Annotated in this window: 17 protein-coding genes; 12 read left to right on the top strand and 5 right to left on the bottom strand. The window is 53.2% G+C overall.

Features of this window, described 5'->3' with window-relative positions; translation table 11 throughout:
- Positions 1–33 precede the first annotated feature (33 nt).
- Both J0X00_RS15840 and J0X00_RS15835 read left to right on the top strand, forming a co-directional pair.
- Positions 34–1,071 (top strand): DUF3549 family protein, encoded by a 1,038-nt coding sequence (locus J0X00_RS15840; protein WP_136483556.1) that lies wholly within the window; start codon positions 34–36, stop codon positions 1,069–1,071.
- A gap of 4 nt (positions 1,072–1,075) precedes the next feature.
- On the top strand, positions 1,076–1,378 hold the full coding sequence (locus tag J0X00_RS15835) for a DUF3301 domain-containing protein (protein ID WP_282477183.1): 303 nt from the start codon (positions 1,076–1,078) through the stop codon (positions 1,376–1,378).
- On the opposite strand, the gene J0X00_RS15830 is transcribed toward J0X00_RS15835, so the two are convergent.
- The gene (locus tag J0X00_RS15830) at positions 1,335–1,880 is read right to left on the bottom strand and encodes a GNAT family protein (protein ID WP_136483554.1); all 546 of its coding nucleotides are present in this window, start codon (positions 1,878–1,880) and stop codon (positions 1,335–1,337) included. The two genes, J0X00_RS15835 and J0X00_RS15830, sit on opposite strands and share 44 nt — an antisense overlap.
- Positions 1,881–2,762: 882 nt before the next feature.
- Here J0X00_RS15830 and J0X00_RS15825 point away from each other — a divergent pair.
- On the top strand, positions 2,763–3,053 hold the full coding sequence (locus J0X00_RS15825) for a hypothetical protein (protein WP_136483553.1): 291 nt from the start codon (positions 2,763–2,765) through the stop codon (positions 3,051–3,053).
- A complete protein-coding gene (locus J0X00_RS15820; RefSeq protein ID WP_282478308.1) occupies positions 3,053–3,502 on the top strand; it encodes a YaiI/YqxD family protein in 450 nt (149 codons plus the stop codon). Before J0X00_RS15825 ends, J0X00_RS15820 begins: the two co-directional genes overlap by 1 nt.
- A 117-nt stretch (positions 3,503–3,619) precedes the next feature.
- On the opposite strand, the gene ykgO is transcribed toward J0X00_RS15820, so the two are convergent.
- Positions 3,620–3,745, bottom strand: coding sequence for a type B 50S ribosomal protein L36 (gene ykgO, locus J0X00_RS15815; RefSeq protein ID WP_136483552.1), 126 nt, complete (start codon positions 3,743–3,745; stop codon positions 3,620–3,622).
- Between the two features lie 274 nt (positions 3,746–4,019).
- Between ykgO and tsaA the strand changes: the two genes are divergently transcribed.
- The 5 genes from tsaA to J0X00_RS15790 all read left to right on the top strand — a co-directional run bounded on the left by tsaA (position 4,020) and on the right by J0X00_RS15790 (position 7,874).
- The gene (gene tsaA, locus J0X00_RS15810; RefSeq protein ID WP_136483603.1) at positions 4,020–4,715 is read left to right on the top strand and encodes a tRNA (N6-threonylcarbamoyladenosine(37)-N6)-methyltransferase TrmO; all 696 of its coding nucleotides are present in this window, start codon (positions 4,020–4,022) and stop codon (positions 4,713–4,715) included.
- Between the two features lie 141 nt (positions 4,716–4,856).
- Complete coding sequence (locus J0X00_RS15805; protein ID WP_136483551.1) at positions 4,857–6,572, top strand: proline--tRNA ligase; 1,716 nt, start codon at positions 4,857–4,859, stop codon at positions 6,570–6,572.
- Between the two features lie 153 nt (positions 6,573–6,725).
- Entirely contained in the window at positions 6,726–7,373 is a 648-nt protein-coding gene (locus J0X00_RS15800) for a tellurite resistance TerB family protein (RefSeq protein WP_282477182.1), read from the top strand.
- Positions 7,374–7,477: 104 nt separating this feature from the next.
- Positions 7,478–7,681: a YaeP family protein gene (locus J0X00_RS15795; RefSeq protein WP_136483549.1), complete on the top strand. Its 204-nt coding sequence runs from the start codon at positions 7,478–7,480 to the stop codon at positions 7,679–7,681.
- A 1-nt stretch (position 7,682) separates the two neighbouring features.
- Positions 7,683–7,874 carry a DUF4250 domain-containing protein gene (locus tag J0X00_RS15790; protein ID WP_136483548.1) on the top strand — a complete coding sequence of 64 codons (192 nt, stop codon included), beginning with the start codon at positions 7,683–7,685 and terminating at the stop codon, positions 7,872–7,874.
- Positions 7,875–8,104: 230 nt separating this feature from the next.
- Here the strand turns inward: J0X00_RS15790 and purL are convergent, their stop codons facing one another.
- Positions 8,105–11,998 (bottom strand): phosphoribosylformylglycinamidine synthase, encoded by a 3,894-nt coding sequence (gene purL, locus J0X00_RS15785; RefSeq protein ID WP_282477181.1) that lies wholly within the window; start codon positions 11,996–11,998, stop codon positions 8,105–8,107.
- Positions 11,999–12,307: 309 nt separating this feature from the next.
- On the opposite strand from purL, the gene mltF reads away from it, so the two are divergent.
- Positions 12,308–13,885: a membrane-bound lytic murein transglycosylase MltF gene (mltF, locus tag J0X00_RS15780; RefSeq protein ID WP_136483545.1), complete on the top strand. Its 1,578-nt coding sequence runs from the start codon at positions 12,308–12,310 to the stop codon at positions 13,883–13,885.
- Between the two features lie 278 nt (positions 13,886–14,163).
- Positions 14,164–14,295: a hypothetical protein gene (locus J0X00_RS15775; RefSeq protein ID WP_282477180.1), complete on the top strand. Its 132-nt coding sequence runs from the start codon at positions 14,164–14,166 to the stop codon at positions 14,293–14,295.
- 184 nt (positions 14,296–14,479) lie between these two features.
- On the opposite strand, the gene tadA is transcribed toward J0X00_RS15775, so the two are convergent.
- Positions 14,480–15,013 (bottom strand): tRNA adenosine(34) deaminase TadA, encoded by a 534-nt coding sequence (tadA, locus tag J0X00_RS15770; protein ID WP_136483544.1) that lies wholly within the window; start codon positions 15,011–15,013, stop codon positions 14,480–14,482.
- A gap of 127 nt (positions 15,014–15,140) precedes the next feature.
- Positions 15,141–16,013 (bottom strand): LysR family transcriptional regulator, encoded by an 873-nt coding sequence (locus tag J0X00_RS15765; protein ID WP_136483543.1) that lies wholly within the window; start codon positions 16,011–16,013, stop codon positions 15,141–15,143.
- A gap of 265 nt (positions 16,014–16,278) precedes the next feature.
- Between J0X00_RS15765 and J0X00_RS15760 the strand changes: the two genes are divergently transcribed.
- Positions 16,279–17,412 (top strand): S-(hydroxymethyl)glutathione dehydrogenase/class III alcohol dehydrogenase, encoded by a 1,134-nt coding sequence (locus J0X00_RS15760; protein WP_136483542.1) that lies wholly within the window; start codon positions 16,279–16,281, stop codon positions 17,410–17,412.
- The last annotated feature ends 6 nt before the right edge of the window (positions 17,413–17,418 follow it).

Genomic DNA, 17,418 nt, shown 5'->3' with positions numbered 1-17,418 from the left:
TTCAACACAGAAAGTTAGGACCAATTTGATCCCATGCAATCCATTCATACTCTGAGCGAACTGCTCAACAACAGTGGCTGCCAGTACCAGGTATTTGACCTGGGTCGTCGCATTCAGCCCATCGATAACGCGCAATTTGCCCAAGTCGAAAAAGGCGCGCAGCCGTACCCTTTTCCGCTGCAGCGTAAAGCTCATCTGGCGATTGCCTACTGGAACGAGAGTCAGCAACCCTGGATCTGGTTTCTGAAGTTCAGCCTCGACGAGCGCGGCCTGTTGGCCCAGGCCGATATCGGCCAGTTTATCAAGTATGTGATTGAAGCTATGGGCACACGCCTGAATCAGGAACTGAGCGAAGAGCAGCAACAGAAACTGGCCAATAACCCTTACACCTTCAAACCATCCGATGACAAAATGGCGGTGTTCCATAGCCAGATCCGTGCCCGCCTTAATCTGTCGTGCAGCCAGTATTACGAACATGCCCAGCATTATTTCGATGGTGGCCTGGGTTGGGATAACTGGCAGACCGTCGGCCTGCAGGGGATTACCGATATCTGTGCCCGCCTTGGCAAACAACAAAACGGGGTGCTAGTGCGTAAAGCCATCGCCCATCTGCCAGCGCAACCGCTGTATGCTCTGCTTGGGGCGCTGGAACACACGGCTCTGCCGGATAAACTGGCCCAGCGCCTGGTTGAATTTGCCGACAGTGAAATCCACAGCCAGGATCCGGATTTGTTCCTGCTGTCAGCGTTAGTACGTGCCTTGTCCGGCGCTCCGGCTGAGCACCAGGTCACGGTGATCGATGCGATTCTTGCCAGTGCGCGTTTAAGCCATCAGGAAATATTGATTGCTATCGCCGGACGCAACTGGTCAATGTTGAACGACAGCGGCCGCGCGCAGCGCTTTTTAGTGCGCCTGGCTCAGACCGGTAACCAGACCCTGTTTAACCAGCTGTTTGCCGATCTGGTGATGCTGCCTGAACTGCGTATGGTGTTATTGCCATTGATCCACACCAGCCCGTCGCCGGAGCTGGCGGACGCGCTGCTTAAATTGCAGCAGTCAGCAAAAGGATAACGTGATGATCGGTGACCTGCTCAGCATCTTGCTGTTTTGTCTGGCCTGTTTTGCGTTCTGGCAGCAGCGTCGCCAATCCGAAATCGCCAAGACTCGCATCAACCGCAAGTGTGATGAACTGGAACTGCAGTTACTCAGTGTCTCGTTCGGCCAGCACAAATGGAAAACGCCAGACAATCGCTGGCGTTGGCATACGGTGTATTATTTTGAATTTTCAGCCCTGGGTGATGACTGTTACCAGGGCCATCTGGTGATGCAGGGTTTCAGGCCGCAGGCATTCCACCTGCCGCCGCACCGAATGCTATAAAGTCGTGCTCTGCCCCTGAAGGCTCGGTCTGTTGCCATTCAAACGCATAGTAAGAGCCGAAGGCATCCTGGCGGGTAGCACTAAGCTGAAAGCCCAGTTTGTGTAAGATAGCGATGGCGGCATAATTGCTCAGACTGGTACGTGCCGTTACCGCCGTCAGATTAAGCCGTGCGCACGCCTTAGCAAAGAACGCCTGCAGAGCTTCGCTCGCCAGCCCCTGTCCCCAGTAGGCTTTATCAAAAATAAAACCCAGTTCTGCCCGGCCATCTTCGGCCTGCACAAACACATGGCCCATAAACTCACGGTTATAGTTATCGAGCACTGCCATCGCGTACAGACTGTCATCATGCAGCACACGTTTAAACTGCTCTCGGGCGGCAGAGACCGTTTGCGGACCGTTAAGTTGGGCGCGGTTTTTCGCACAGCAATTGAGGATGAGAAATTCAGACTCAAACGATTCTGTGTAAGGAATAACAAGCGTTCTGCGAGTTACTATCGTCACGGACAATCCTTGTTAGCAGCAATTCCGAATAGACAAACCGATCCTTCTCCGCCACCAAGCGCATGCTCGCGGGCGGGAAAATCGAAAAAGAGAACCAAATAGACGAAGTAATATTGATTTAGGTGGCGACCTTAGTTGTTTTAGAGCTGAGCCAATTTATGTTTTTGATTTTGTGCTCAATGATTGATCGCGCCACGCGAATGTCATCGTCATCAGGATCAGACGACAGTGGTTGAAAAAATATTAAGAAAAGCCCCGACACACTAGGTATCGGGGCTTAAGTCTTACTCGCAGCATTCCGGCTACTGATGTTGCTCCATGCATCATCCATAATAGCGACAGAATCCTTCTGCCTTGTCCTCGCATCGCCGTCCTAGCGGTGTCCTTAAATCCTTTATGCTGATAATCCCATCAGCGCACTTCACTTGTTCCCTGAGCGGTGTCCTTGCCATCGTCCTGATGGTATTCCGACCTCGTCCCGAGGTGTCCTTCGCATTCCGTGCCAGTTTACTCCGTGTAAACTGTCGAATCCGTTCGAAGTCCTGTCTTCCGTGCTGGCGACTATCCGTCATCGCCAATTTCATCCTGAAGCCACCGTCCAGTGGTGAATCCAAATCCGTGTCAGTTCCCTTCCGACAGGGTTCAATTTACCCCTTTGGACTTTTTGTGCAATGCCCGCAGAACGTTTTTTTTATACCAAAAACACCACAAACAACAAAACTATTTTAATATCAAAAATTTAAATCAATTACAGCGCATATTTCTCTGCTGAAAAATCCAATATCCTACACTGTTTGTAAGCGATCTCGCACAAGCCCCTCCCTCTTTTGCTCGTGGGGAATTCGCAGTATGATCGGGCTAACTCAAGCATAAGGACAAATCATGCTCACAAAAGATGTATCACAGGAGCTGGAAGCTATTCTGACCAGCCTGCAGCAAGAAGGAAAAGAGCCCACTGTCGCTCTGGTTAAATCCCGTCTCTCCACCCCGGTTCCTATGCCGGCGCTGATCACTACCATAAAAAGCTGGAAGAGTGCCAACCGGGTACCGAAAGTTGAAGTGGCCGCACCGGTCGCGAGCGAAACGGATCGTATCACGCAGCTTGAGCAGCAAGTCGCCGACCTGACCTCGCGCCTGCAGGCCCTGGAGCAGAAGCTGGCGGGTGAAGAATGATGAAACTATGGGTGGATGCGGACGCCTGTCCGAAAGTGATTCGTGAAACCCTGTTTCGCGCCGCGGAACGCACTGGCATTGAATGTACTTTTGTCGCCAACCACCAAATTCCGCTGCCCAAGCGCGACAATATCCGCAGCCTGCAGGTCGCCAGTGGTTTCGATGTCGCCGACAACGAAATCGTGCAAAGAGTCGAGAGCGGCGATCTGGTGATTACCGCCGATATTCCGCTCGCCGATGAAGTGATCAGCAAAGGTGGCCTGGCACTGAGTCCGCGTGGCGAGTTGTACACCCTGGAAACCATCAAAGCACGCCTCAATATCCGTGACTTTATGGATACCATGCGCGCCAGCGGTATTCAGACCGGCGGCCCGGCCGCTCTTTCCCAGACTGAGCGACGTGAATTTGCCAATCATCTGGACCGGATTCTCGCCAAAGCCAAGCGCTGATCGAAACGCGGTTCCCGGCAGCAAAAAACCTGCGTCTGTCGCAGGTTTTTTAGTGAGCGCTCAACACCGCCCGGAGTAAGCAGCGGTTGTCAGCGCTGATCAGTCCGCCTTTGTCTGTTAGCGCTGCACCGCTTTAAATCTCGGATTGGTTTTACAAATCACATACAGGCGTCCGCGACGTTTAACGATCTGGCAGTCCGGGTGACGTTGTTTGGCGCTTTTCAGCGAGCTGAGCACTTTCATCGATAATTCCTGTTCGTTACTGCACGGTTCTTAATGGCTGTATCAGCATTCATCACCGGGCAGAGGTTGATTAAATGAATCTGAATCAATAATAACAATTGTTATGTTATAACATAAGCAAATAATAATCCGATTGCACCGCTTTGCAAGTACTATTGCATCCAACCACGATAAATGACGCGATTGAGCGCAGATGACTGAGCGCGCGCCCGACAGCGCTTTGTCGGCCAAAATGTGTTATTTTGCCGCCATGTTCTCTACTTTGACTCCTGCCATGCATTCGATTGAACCGATAGCGATTATAGAAAGCCCGTATAAAGAGAAGTTTGCCGTTCCACGTCAGCCACGCCTGGTGCCCAGCGCCACTGCACGTGCCCGCTTAACTGGTGAGATTAACTGCCAGGAAGCGGTACGCGGCATCGAGCAGTTCAGCCATTTATGGCTGCTGTTTCTGTTTGACCAGAATCTGGCAGCTGGCTGGAAGCCGACCGTGCGCCCGCCGCGCCTTGGCGGCAATGAGCGGATTGGCGTGCTGGCCTCACGTTCCACCTTCCGCCCCAACGGCATTGGTATGTCGGCGGTCGAACTGCGCGGCGTCAGCAAACAGGACGAGCAGATCTATCTCGATCTCGGCAGTGTCGATCTGGTCGATGGCACCCCGATCATCGACATCAAACCCTACATCCCCTACTCGGATGCGATCAGCGATGCTACCGGCGGTTATGCCGATGCTGAACCTGAACGAGCCGAAGTACAGTTTGCGCCCGCTGCCGCTGCCTGCCTGGTTGGCCTGCCCGACGCCACAAGCAAACAGGCCGTGATCGAAGAAGTGCTGAGCCAGGATCCACGTCCGGCGTACAAGAAAAACAAGCCAGACAGCAAAGAGTACGCGGTGAATTTGTACGATATGAACGTAAAATTCATCGTCAATGACAACTTAGTGACCGTCACCGCAATAGAACGCTTTTGACGAGAGCATTTGGCTGATATTATTAGCGGCTAAATAAATTTATCACCGGTCAGCACTTACCAATACTGCGCCAGCGATAGCGGCAGCAGAGTGAATGACACGAGCGGTGATCCCATCAACTTTTGATAAACGGATACATAAATGCGTACCAGTAAATATCTTCTTTCTACGCTGAAGGAGACTCCAAACGACGCAGAAGTTGTGAGCCACCAGCTCATGCTACGTGCGGGCATGATCCGTAAGCTAGCTTCAGGTCTGTACACCTGGCTACCTACCGGTCTGCGCGTAATGCGTAAAGTAGAAAACATCGTTCGTCAAGAAATCGATAATGCAGGTGCAATCGAAACTTTGATGCCCGTTGTTCAGCCGTTTGAACTTTGGGAAGAGACAGGACGCAGCGAAAAAATGGGTCCTGAGCTACTGCGCTTTACTGACCGACACGAGCGTCCGTTTGTCCTGAGCCCGACTGCAGAAGAAGTGATCACCAGTCTGGTGCGTAACGAAGTCAACTCTTACAAGCAACTGCCACTGAACCTGTATCAGATCCAGACTAAATTCCGTGACGAACGTCGCCCGCGTTTTGGTGTCATGCGTGCACGTGAGTTTTCGATGATGGACGCGTACAGCTTCGACATCGACAAAGACGGCCTGCAAAAAACGTACGATGCCATGCACGATGCGTACTGCAAAGCATTTGACCGTATGGGCCTGGACTACCGTCCTGTGCTGGCAGACAGTGGTGCTATCGGTGGTAACGGCTCTCAAGAGTTCCACGTACTGGCAGAAAGCGGCGAAGACCTGATTGCGTTCTCAACCGAATCTGACTACGCAGCGAACCTGGAAAAAGCCGAAGCGCTGGCGCCTGCGGATGCGGCGGATGCACCCACTTTGGAAATGACTCTGGTTGACACCCCGAACGCGAAAACCATCGCGGAGCTGGTGAACCAGCACGGTCTGCCAATCGAAAAAACCATCAAGACGCTGTTCTTCAAAGCGTCCGATGTTGTTGATGCGCCAATCGTTGCCCTGCTGGTTCGTGGTGACCATGAGCTGAACGAAATCAAAGCGGAAAATCTGCCAGAAGTGGCTGCGCCGCTGGAAATGGCGACCGAAGAAGAGATACGTGCCCTGGTTGGCGCAGGTCCTGGCTCACTGGGTCCGGTTGGCCTGAAACTGCCATGCATCGTTGACCGCAGCGTGGCTGTGATGAGTGACTTCGCCGGTGGTGCCAACATCGACGGTAAACACTACTTCGGTATTAACTGGGGTCGTGACGTAGAACTGGGTCGTGTAGAAGACCTGCGTAACGTGGTAGAAGGTGATCCAAGCCCATGTGGTAAGGGGACCATCCAACTGAAACGCGGTATCGAAGTAGGTCACATCTTCCAGCTTGGCACCAACTATTCAGAGAAAATGAACTGTAACGTGCTGGGTCCTGACGGCAAAGCTGTGACTCTGGAAATGGGCTGTTACGGTATCGGTGTATCACGTGTGGTCGCTGCAGCTATCGAGCAGAACAACGACAAATACGGCATCATCTGGCCGGATGCGATTGCGCCATTCCAGGTTGCTATCGTGCCAATGAACATGCACAAGTCTGAGCGTGTTCAGGAAGCGGCTGAGAAACTGTACGCTGAGCTGACTGCAGCTGGCATTGAAGTATTGTTTGATGACCGTAAAGAGCGTCCGGGCGTGATGTTCTCTGATATGGAACTGATCGGCGTACCACACACAGTGATCATCGGCGATCGCAGCATGGACGAAGGCAACTTCGAATACAAAAACCGTCGCAGCGGTGAGAAATCTCCGGTTGCGATGGAGCAAATCATCGAGCACATCAAAGCGCAACTGGCCTAATACCAGACGGTTGATGGCAACATCGATGACGGAAAAGCTGCCTGTGGGCAGCTTTTTTTATGCCCATTAATCTGCCATTCATCTTGCCTGTCTTACACTTATCCGCAATCTGGTGAGTTAATGCCAGCCCTGAGACAAGCAAGGAGAACAGGAATGGATCTGAAATCACTACTTAATCAGGCACTCAATTCTGATCTGGTGCGCAAAGGCACACAGCAGGCTAAAGCCGCGACGCAAAATAAAAGCCAGCTCGCCACCTTTGGTGCTGGTGCGCTCGGCGGCGGTCTGCTTGGTGTACTGATGGGCTCGAAAAAGAGCAAGAAGATGGGTAAAACTGCGCTCAAAGTCGGTGGGGCGGCCGCACTCGGAGCCCTGGCCTATAAAGTGTATAACGACTGGCAGGCCAATCAGCCCGCTTCCGCTCCGCCGGCAGACAGTTTCGATGAAAACAACCCGCGCCATGAGCTCTTGATCGTCAAAGCCATGATTGCGGCCGCCAAAGCCGACGGGCATATTGATGACGACGAAATGGGCAAAATTAACCAGGCCGTCACTGAACTCGGCGCCGATGCCGGTGTGGCGCAGCTGATTGATCAAGAGCTGAAAAAACCGCTCGATCCGGCCGAAATCGCTCTGCTGGCCGAGACACCGGCCCAGGCCTCCGAGATCTACCTTGCCTCTCTGCTAGTGGCCGATGAACAGAATTTTATGGAAAAAGCCTATCTGGATGAGCTGGCCAAACAGCTGCGCCTTGACGACGAACTGGTCGCACGCCTGAATCAGCAGGTCAGTGGTGAATAAACCACCACTTACACCTAAGCCTTGCGCCAAAACAAACCTCAGGTTTTGTCTTCATACCCGGCTCTGTGTATATTGAGAACAGATACCATTTAGAGGGCAAAACCATGCAAGTGTATACCTGTTGTGACCTGGTGCGAGAGCTCTATGCCCAGATTGGCAGTGGCGATCAGGCTTATGTGCCAAAAGCCATTTCCTGCGCGGTACGGGCGTTGAACGACGTGGCGGCAGATACCTCCCTGCCACTGGCAACGCGCGAGAAGGCGGCCTTTGCAGCGGCGAACTTACTGATTTCAGACTTTGAGGACTAACATGAACCTGGCCAATTTCGAAACCATGGATCCTGTCATGCTGATGAGCATTGTCAACATGAAACTGCGCGATGATTTCTCCGGCGATCTGGACCAACTGGTGGCGTATTTTGATATCGATCGCGCGGCGCTGGAAGCTCGTCTGGCAAGCGCCGGCTTTGATTACCTGCCTGAAGCGGGCCAGTTCCGTTAACAACAGCGCTTTATCAACCACCCGACACTCACAATCAGCGGCCGGCCACGGCCGCTTTTTTTATGCTCGTTAACCAAATATGTCGCAAAAACCAACCGACCGTAAACGCAAAACCGTAGCAAACCGCCTGCTCATACGGCGGTTTGGGTTTCACAATGACAATAAAAAAGCGCAGACCGAAGTCTGCGCTTTTCATCAATCCGTCAGGCGTTTGCCTGCACAGACAGGGATTAACCCAGGTTCTTACGCGCGTTCTGGAACATACGCATCCAGGCGCCGTTTTCACCCCAGCTGTCCGGGTGCCATGAGTTCGCTACGGTACGGAATACACGTTCCGGGTGCGGCATCATGATGGTCACACGGCCGTCTGCTGTTGTCAGGCCGGTAATCGCGTTTGGCGAGCCGTTCGGGTTGTTCGGGTACTGCTGCGTCGGGTTACCGAAGTTGTCCACGAAGCGTACCGCTACCGTACCAGACTGCTCAAGCGCATTCAGGTGTGCTTCATCGCGCACTTCAACACGACCTTCACCGTGTGATACTGCGATAGGCATACGAGATCCCGCCATGCCATCGAAGAATACAGAATCCGACTTCTGTACTTCAACCAGGCTGAAGCGAGCTTCAAAACGCTCAGATTCGTTACGCACGAAACGTGGCCACAGGTCAGCGCCCGGGATCAGCTCTTTCAGGTTAGACAGCATCTGACAGCCGTTACACACACCCAGAGAGAAAGTATCCTGACGGTTGAAGAACTGCTGGAACTGTTCACGTGCCTGAGCATTAAACAGCACTGACTTGGCCCAACCTTCACCGGCACCCAGTACGTCACCGTATGAGAAGCCGCCACAAGCAACCAGACCCTGGTACTCGTCCAGTGCCGCCTGACCAGTCAGGATGTCGCTCATGTGAACATCGACCGCATCGAAACCGGCACGGTCAAACGCCGCGGCCATTTCAACGTGTGAGTTTACGCCCTGCTCGCGCAGAATTGCCATCTTAGGCTTAGCCCCTTTTGCAATGTAAGGCGCTGCCACATCCTGGTTGACATCGAAGCTCAGTGCCACGTTCAGACCCGGGTCAGTGTTGTCTTGCTTAGCAACAAATTCCTGATCAGCACATGCCGGGTTATCGCGCATCGCCTGCATCTTATGCGTGGTTTCTGCCCAGATAGTACGCAGTTCGGTACGCGAGCGATCCAGCAGTACGTCTGCACCAGAAGCCACCACAAAGCGGTCTGACGCTTGTACCGAACCGATAACGTGTGAACACTGTGCCAGACCATTGTCTGCCAGCGTCGCCAGTACAGCATCCAGTTCAGCGTTCTTAACCTGAACCACAGCACCCAGCTCTTCGTTAAACAGCGCCGCCAGAGCGTCGTCGCCCAGTGCTGCGATATCGGCCTGCACACCACAGTGGCCGGCAAACGCCATTTCCGCCAGAGTCACCAGCAGACCACCGTCACCTTTATCGTGGTAAGCCACCAGCTTGTCTGCGCGAACCAGAGTCTGCATCGCATCAAAGAAGCCTTTCAGCTGCTCTGCGTTGTCAACGTCAGCAGGCTTATCGCCCAGCTGCTTGTAAACCTGAGTCAGTGCGGTTGCACCCAGACGGTTCTGACCGTTACCCAGGTCAACCAGTACCAGAGACGTATCGCCCTGGTCAGTGCGCAGTTGAGGAGTCACTGTCTTGCGTACATCTTCAACACGGCCAAACGCAGTAATAACCAGTGACAGTGGCGAAGTCACTTCTTTGCTTTCGCCGTTCTCTTCCCACTTGGTCTTCATCGACATTGAGTCTTTACCCACCGGAATGGTCAGGCCCAGCGCAGGACACAGCTCTTCGCCGACTGCTTTCACTGCTTCATACAGACCCGCATCTTCACCCGGGTGACCGGCCGGAGACATCCAGTTTGCTGACAGTTTAATGTGTTTGATATCGCCGATATCGGTCGCCGCGATGTTAGTCAGAGACTCACCGACTGCCAGACGCGCTGACGCGCCGAAGTCAAGCAGAGCAACCGGAGTACGCTCACCCATCGACATCGCTTCGCCGTGGTAAGTATCGTAGCTCGCTGCTGTTACCGCACAGTTCGCCACTGGCACCTGCCAAGGACCAACCATCTGGTCACGCGCAACCAGACCCGTTACGGTACGGTCACCAATGGTGATCAGGAAGGTTTTTTCAGCGACAGCCGGCAGACGCAGTACGCGCTCTAGCGCATCATTCAGTTCGATGCCGTTGCGATCCAGCGCCGGGCTGTTGACTTTCAGAGTCGTCGCTTCGCGGTGCATCTTCGGCGCCTTACCAAGCAGGATATCCATTGGCATATCGATTGGCGTGTTATCGAAGTGGCTGTCTTCCAGCGTCAGGTGACGCTCTTCAGTCGCTTCGCCCACAACGGCGTAAGGCGCACGTTCACGCTTACAAATCGCGTCGAACTGGGCCATGTTTTCTGCCGCTACCGCCAGTACATAACGCTCTTGCGATTCGTTACACCAGATTTCCAGCGGGCTCATGCCCGGTTCATCGTTTGGTACGTCACGCAGCTGGAATTTACCGCCGCGGTTACCGTCATCCACCAGCTCAGGCAATGCGTTCGAGATACCGCCCGCGCCCACATCGTGGATGAACGCGATTGGGTTGGCATCGCCCAACTGCCAGCAGCGGTCGATCACTTCCTGACAACGGCGTTCCATCTCCGGGTTTTCACGCTGTACCGAAGCGAAATCCAGATCTTCAGCCGACTGACCAGACGCCATAGAAGAAGCGGCACCGCCACCCAGGCCGATGTTCATCGCCGGGCCACCCAGTACAATCAGCTTAGCGCCGACCGGGATCTCTTTCTTCTGCACGTGCTCGTCACGGATGTTACCCATACCGCCGGCAATCATAATTGGCTTGTGGTAACCACGAATTTCTTCACCCGCGTGAGAAGTGACTTTTTCTTCGTAAGTACGGAAGTAACCCAGCAGGTTCGGACGACCGAATTCGTTGTTGAATGCCGCGCCACCCAGAGGGCCTTCCAGCATGATGTCCAGCGCGCTGACGATACGGCCAGGTTTGCCGAAATCGCTTTCCCATGGCTGAACAAATTCAGGAATACGCAGGTTAGAGACGGTAAAACCAACCAGACCCGCTTTTGGCTTACCACCGATACCGGTTGCGCCTTCGTCACGGATTTCGCCACCGCTGCCGGTTGACGCGCCTGGCCAAGGTGAAATCGCGGTTGGGTGGTTGTGAGTTTCCACCTTCATCAGGATGTGCGCATCTTCGTGATGGTAGCCATACTGACGAGAATCCGGGTTCGGGAAGAAACGACCGACTTTAGACCCTGTCATTACCGCCGCGTTGTCTTTATAAGCAGACAGCACGTGATCCGGCGTGGTTTCAAAGGTGTTTTTGATCATCTTGAACAGAGATTTATCCTGCGCAACACCATCGATGGTCCAGTCTGCGTTGAAAATCTTGTGACGACAGTGCTCTGAGTTCGCCTGAGCAAACATCATCAGTTCGATGTCGTTTGGATTGCGACCCAGTTTGGTGAAGTTTTCCACCAGGTAATCAATTTCATCTTCTGCCAGAGCCAGACCCAGAGCAACGTTCGCCTCTTCCAGAGCTTTACGGCCACCCGCCAGAATATCCACTTCAGTGTGAGGAGCGGGTTCTGCCACGGTAAACAGCGCCTGTGCCGCTTCCAGTTCGCTGAACGTCACTTCCATCATGCGGTCATGCAGCAGCGCTTTCAGCGCCGCAACCTGCTCTTCGCTCAGAGCCTGTTCGCTTTCGATGTAGTAAGCCGTGCCACGCTCAAGACGCTTCACCTGAGACAGACCACAGTTTTGCGCGATGTCGGTCGCCTTTGAAGACCAAGGCGAAATCGTACCCGGACGAGGGGTGACTAACAGCAGTAATCCCTGCGGTTCATGTTCTTGAATGGTTGGACCGTAAGTCAGCAGCTTCTCTAACTTTTCGAGTTCCGCACCATCGAGATCGGCTTTGAGATCAGCAAAGTGCATAAACTCAGCATAGATGCCGGTCACTGGCAGGTTTTGTTCACGACAAGTTTCCAGTAGTTTGTTAACTCGAAACTCGGAAAGCGCTGGGGAGCCACGCAAAATTCTCATGTGCTTAGGTCTCTTATATGCAAGTGATTAAGATGTAATTGGAATGAATTCATATAAATAACAGCAGATTAGGCCATTTTTCACTGAACTCATACCGATTTCATCTGTCGTTTGCGTGCGCATTATAGAGGATTTTTTTTTGTGACGTAACATCAAAAGCAACCGTTTGCGTCATTTTTTTTCTTAAATTTGAATTTCCACTCATTTGCTCAAATGTTAGACGCAAATTCCAGCCATCACCTGCAAAACTTTGCCAAGTGGATGGGGTTTGGTATAAAGGCAACACTAGACGTAAGAGATTTCGAATTCATGACCAAGCTTTCCTTCGCCTCACTGAGTCGCATCGTATTGCTGGCCGCCTTTACTTTACTGGCCTCCGGCTGCCAGATAGACTCCGAACCTAAAAGTGAGCTCGACCATATTCTGGAACGCGGCGTATTGCGTGTCGGGACCCTCAACAATCAGCTCTCCTACTATATCGGTCCCGATGGTCCGGCTGGTCTGGATTACGAACTGGCGCGTGAGTTTGCCCGCGAACTGGGCGTGAAGCTGGAAATGAAACCGGCTTACCGCCTGGCGAGCCTGTTTCCGGCCCTGAAAAATGGTGAGATAGACATCATCGCCGCCGGTTTGAGTCAGTCCGAGCAACGGCTGAAAAATTACCGGGCCGGCCCTGCTTATTACTACGTATCGCAGCAGATCGTGTATAAGAAAGGCGAATGGCGGCCACGTAATATTGAGCAGTTGCTGGCAAAACAGAACGAACTGTACGAAAACAACGGCGAACAGCCCATTCTGAGTGTGGTGGATGATTCACACTTCGAAAGCACCCTCAACAGCCTCAGAGCGACCTATCCGGAATTTCACTATCACGTCGATAATAACGCCGACGTGAATGATCTGCTCAAGCAGGTTTCTGTGGGGGATCTGCCATTTACCATGGCCGATTCGGTCGAGATTTCACTGTCCCAACGTATCTATCCCGATATTGCGACGGCATTTGAGCTAACCGAAGATCAACCAATTTCCTGGTTTATGCGCCGCTCGGATGACGAAAGCCTGTACGCCATGATGATTGAGTTCTTCGGTAACCTGAAACAGTCCGGTAGTCTGGCCTCTCTGGAAGAGAAATACATCGGTCATATCGGCAGCTTTGACTATGTCGATACCCGTGCCTTTATCCGTGCTCTGGATAGCCGCTTGCCGAAATGGATGCCGCTGTTCCAGAAATATTCGGAAGAGTTCGACTGGCGTCTGATTGCCGCGCTGGCCTATCAGGAATCACACTGGAACCCGAATGCCAAATCACCGACCGGGGTACGCGGCATGATGATGCTGACCCTGCCGACCGCGCGTAGTGTCGACGTCACCAACCGCCTCAATCCGGAACAGTCGGTACGTGGCGGGGTGGAATACCTGCGCCGGATGATAGAGCGGGTGCCGGATTCAATTCCCGATCATGAGAAAATCTGGTTTGCCCTTGCCTCGTACAACGTTGGCTACGGCCACATGATGGACGCGCGTCGCCTGACCAAACTGCAGGGCGGTTCACCGGATTCCTGGGCGGATGTGAAAGATCGCCTGCCACAACTGCGTCAGAAACGTTACTTTACCCAGACTCGTTATGGTTATGCACGCGGGGACGAAGCACTGAGTTATGTGGAGAACATCCGCCGTTACTACCAGAGCATCATCGGCCACGTCGAGCAGAAACAGCTTGAGAACGATGACTCAGGTACCGACGACCTGGCAGTCATCAGCGTTGAAGAGCCTGACGATACCGAAGATGACATGCTGGAAGAGAGTGAGGACGAGCTGGCACCGATCCAGAGCGCAGCCACGCCTGCGCAGCCAACCAGCGCCGCGCCAACAGCCGGTTCGCAATAATTACTTGATTTTTGTCCTTAAAAACCATACATAGGAAGGGGTCAGCACACGCAATGCCGTTGGCTGCCCCTTGGTGTGCTCCCGGATGATCACGCCTCTGCAAACGCGGGGTAGCATGACATGGCGGTGTCACACCAACACATTAAGCTGTTATTTTTGGGTTTCCTGCTCACCTCTCCCCTTGTTCTCAGCCCCCAGCGGTGTTAAGCCGCGGACTTTGCTGTGCGGATGAGAGTGGCAGGGTTTCTTGTTTATAGTCAGTTGTAGGAGGGTGTTTTATGCTGCGACGTAAACGTCACACAAAACTCCTGAATAAAGCCAGTTCGGCCAGTCGCCGACGCCGTATGATGACCAACAGCAAACGCAAAGTGCTGGCCCGTCATCGCGCGTATGTTCAGTTATCAGGATAGTGCTCAGTTTCCGGACAAGGTCACGTTCTGCAGATAAGATAACCTTGTCCGGATGAGCTCCGGAATGCAAACATCTGCTGCCAGTGGATGTTTGCCAATAGCCCGTCCTCTGCCATTGAACCCAAGCTTCCGGTCATTAAACCCATTCTGCCAGCTCGCAAACCAGTTCTTGGTGTGACACCACTTATTCATTACCCGCTTGCTGCTGCGCTTGTTTCTCCGCCTCTTTACGAGCTTTAATTTCCTTACGACGACGTTGAAAAAATGCCTGCAACTGAGCCCGGCACTCCTGCTCCAGTAAGCCTTTTTCGACGGTGGCGTAATGATAGGCCGCCTGACTGCTGAACAGATCCAGTACGGTACCGGCGGCGCCCGCTTTGAGATCCGGCGCGCCAAACACAATCCGTTTTACCCGGCTGTGCAGCAAAGCACCGGCGCACATCGGGCAGGGCTCGAGCGTGACATACAAGGTGGTATCAAGCAGACGATAGTTGCCCAACACCGCTCCCGCTTTGCGCAGCACCTGAATTTCCGCATGCGCGGTCGCATCACAGGCAGTGATCGAACGGTTCCAGCCTTCAGCGATCACCGCGCCGTCTTTAACCAGTACCGCACCGACCGGCACTTCACCTTGCGCTTCCGCCGCCGCGGCCAGTTCCATCGCGCGGCGCATAAAGAGTTCATCCTGGGGAGTAAAAGAGAATGTGCTGTCTGTCATGAGGGCCTCAATAGTCAGTGAAGCGCGATTATAGCAAGCTCACAGGCCGGATATTCAAATTAAATTTCCTGTGCCGCTTAATTCACTGTACCGGCGACGTCGCTGCGCGGTGAAATTCCCGACGGCTTCAGCCCGGCAAATGCTGGGCGAGATAATCCACCAGCAAACGTACTTTCGGCGACAAATGACGGTTTTGTGGATACAGCGCCCATACCCCTTCGCGGTCATCCCGATAGCTGGGCAGTACTTCAACCAGACGCCCGGATTCCAGATGCTCGGAGACGTAATAATCTGGCAACTGCGCCAGACCCATACTTTTCAACACCGCATCGAGTAACACCACTCCGCTGCTGCAACTGATGCGTCCTTTGACCCGAATCGAGCGCGACTGATGATTTTCTTTAAAACGCCAGTGATCATACGTCCCAATCAGACAATAGTGCTGGTTGAGCTCCGACAAGGTATGTGGCGTGCCATACTGAGCGAGATATTCCGGCGTGGCACACACGTACAGATGGCGGTTACTCAGACGACGGGCAATAAAACTCGAATCATCAAGCTGGCCGAGCCGCACCGCAACGTCAACACCCTGTTCAATCAAGTCCAGCTTCTGGTTGCTGAGCACCAGATCCAACTCCAGCTGCGGGTAGAGCTGCAAAAAATCGTGCAGCAGCGGCGCGATTTTCTGCTCGCCGTAAGTGACCGGTGCGGTCACTTTGACCTTACCTTTCGGTGTCTGCTGCATCTGGGTCACGGCCAGCTCGGCCTGTTCCAGCCCCTCAAGCAATGCGCGGCACTGCAGGTAATACACCTGCCCGGCTTCGGTCAGTGACACTTTACGCGTGGTGCGCAGCAGCAGCTTGACGCCCAGACGCTCTTCCAGTACCGCCACCCGGCGGCTGACGTTGGCAACCGAGGTCGTCATACGCAGCGCGGCCTGAGTAAAACTGCCGGTTTCGGCCACCGCAACAAATTCATTGACCCCTTCCCAGCTTGCCATAGCCCCTCACTTAGCCTGATGATCTCGATAAGCTTATCGTAATTACAATTACTTACCGTTTGATTATTACAAATTCGTAAAAGTCATTCTCACTTTACCCCGATTATAACAAGCTGAGAAGCGTCTATACTGATTATCTTAGTTCGCGCTCCGGCGTCGCTTTCCCGAGCGATAACGCTCTGACCCGGATGCAGACAATTGAATCAGTTTGATGGTGTCACGCACTCCGTCTTTCACCTTTAATGTTATGAAAAGGAATCACTCCATGTCACAAGACAAATTTATCAAATCTCGTGCAGCGGTAGCCTGGGGACCAAAAGAGCCACTGAAAATCGAAGAAGTGGACGTAATGCTGCCGCGTAAAGGCGAAGTACTCGTGCGTATCGTGGCAACCGGTGTTTGTCACACTGACGCATTCACTCTGTCTGGTGACGATCCGGAAGGCGTGTTCCCGTCAATCCTGGGTCACGAAGGTGGCGGTATTGTGGAAATGGTCGGCGAAGGCGTAACCAGCGTAGAAGTCGGCGATCACGTTATCCCGCTTTACACTGCAGAGTGTGGCGAGTGTAAATTCTGTAAATCTGGCAAAACCAACCTGTGTAGCGCGGTGCGTGAAACCCAGGGTAAAGGTCTGATGCCAGACGGCACTACCCGTTTCTACAAAGACGGTCAGCCAATCTACCACTACATGGGTTGCTCCACGTTCTCTGAATACACTGTACTGCCAGAAATTTCACTGGCGAAAGTGAACAAAGAAGCGCCACTGGAAGAAGTGTGTCTGCTGGGCTGTGGGGTAACCACAGGTATGGGCGCCGTAATGAACACTGCGAAAGTGAAAGAAGGCGACACTGTGGCTATCTTCGGCCTGGGCGGTATCGGTCTGTCTGCGATCATCGGTGCACGTATGGCTGGCGCCAGCCGCATCATCGGTATCGATATCAACGAGCGTAAATTCGACCTGGCCAAGCAACTGGGTGCGACCGACTGCATCAACCCGCAAAACTTCGACAAGCCTATCCAGGAAGTGATCGTTGAGATGACCGACGGCGGTGTAGACTTCTCGTTCGAATGTATCGGTAACGTGAACGTGATGCGTCAGGCACTGGAATGCTGTCACAAAGGTTGGGGTGAGTCTGTCATCATCGGTGTTGCCGGTGCAGGTCAGGAAATCTCAACGCGTCCGTTCCAGCTGGTAACCGGTCGTGTATGGCGTGGTAGCGCATTCGGTGGCGTAAAAGGCCGTTCACAACTGCCTGGCATCGTAGACCAGTACCTGGCGGGCGAATTCGGCCTGCAAGAGTTCATCACTCACACCATGTCACTGGACAAGATCAACGAAGCGTTTGACCTGATGCACTCAGGTGAAAGCATCCGCTCTGTGATTCACTACGACAAATAATCGCGT

The sequence above is a fragment of the Vibrio sp. ABG19 genome, from assembly GCF_029962385.1.
Lineage (GTDB): Bacteria > Pseudomonadota > Gammaproteobacteria > Enterobacterales > Vibrionaceae > Vibrio > Vibrio ostreae.
This window is presented reverse-complemented; position numbering and strand designations above follow the sequence as displayed.

Coding starts and splice junctions, on each gene's coding strand:
- J0X00_RS15835 (WP_282477183.1), top strand. CDS start 1,076: ATGATCGGTGACCTGCTCAGCATCTTGCTGTTTTGTCTGGCCTGTTTT.
- J0X00_RS15795 (WP_136483549.1), top strand. CDS start 7,478: ATGCAAGTGTATACCTGTTGTGACCTGGTGCGAGAGCTCTATGCCCAG.
- J0X00_RS15825 (WP_136483553.1), top strand. CDS start 2,763: ATGCTCACAAAAGATGTATCACAGGAGCTGGAAGCTATTCTGACCAGC.
- J0X00_RS15775 (WP_282477180.1), top strand. CDS start 14,164: ATGCTGCGACGTAAACGTCACACAAAACTCCTGAATAAAGCCAGTTCG.
- J0X00_RS15760 (WP_136483542.1), top strand. CDS start 16,279: ATGTCACAAGACAAATTTATCAAATCTCGTGCAGCGGTAGCCTGGGGA.
- tsaA (WP_136483603.1), top strand. CDS start 4,020: ATGCATTCGATTGAACCGATAGCGATTATAGAAAGCCCGTATAAAGAG.
- purL (WP_282477181.1), bottom strand. CDS start 11,998: ATGAGAATTTTGCGTGGCTCCCCAGCGCTTTCCGAGTTTCGAGTTAAC.
- J0X00_RS15800 (WP_282477182.1), top strand. CDS start 6,726: ATGGATCTGAAATCACTACTTAATCAGGCACTCAATTCTGATCTGGTG.
- mltF (WP_136483545.1), top strand. CDS start 12,308: ATGACCAAGCTTTCCTTCGCCTCACTGAGTCGCATCGTATTGCTGGCC.
- J0X00_RS15840 (WP_136483556.1), top strand. CDS start 34: ATGCAATCCATTCATACTCTGAGCGAACTGCTCAACAACAGTGGCTGC.
- J0X00_RS15765 (WP_136483543.1), bottom strand. CDS start 16,013: ATGGCAAGCTGGGAAGGGGTCAATGAATTTGTTGCGGTGGCCGAAACC.
- tadA (WP_136483544.1), bottom strand. CDS start 15,013: ATGACAGACAGCACATTCTCTTTTACTCCCCAGGATGAACTCTTTATG.
- ykgO (WP_136483552.1), bottom strand. CDS start 3,745: ATGAAAGTGCTCAGCTCGCTGAAAAGCGCCAAACAACGTCACCCGGAC.
- J0X00_RS15790 (WP_136483548.1), top strand. CDS start 7,683: ATGAACCTGGCCAATTTCGAAACCATGGATCCTGTCATGCTGATGAGC.
- J0X00_RS15820 (WP_282478308.1), top strand. CDS start 3,053: ATGAAACTATGGGTGGATGCGGACGCCTGTCCGAAAGTGATTCGTGAA.
- J0X00_RS15805 (WP_136483551.1), top strand. CDS start 4,857: ATGCGTACCAGTAAATATCTTCTTTCTACGCTGAAGGAGACTCCAAAC.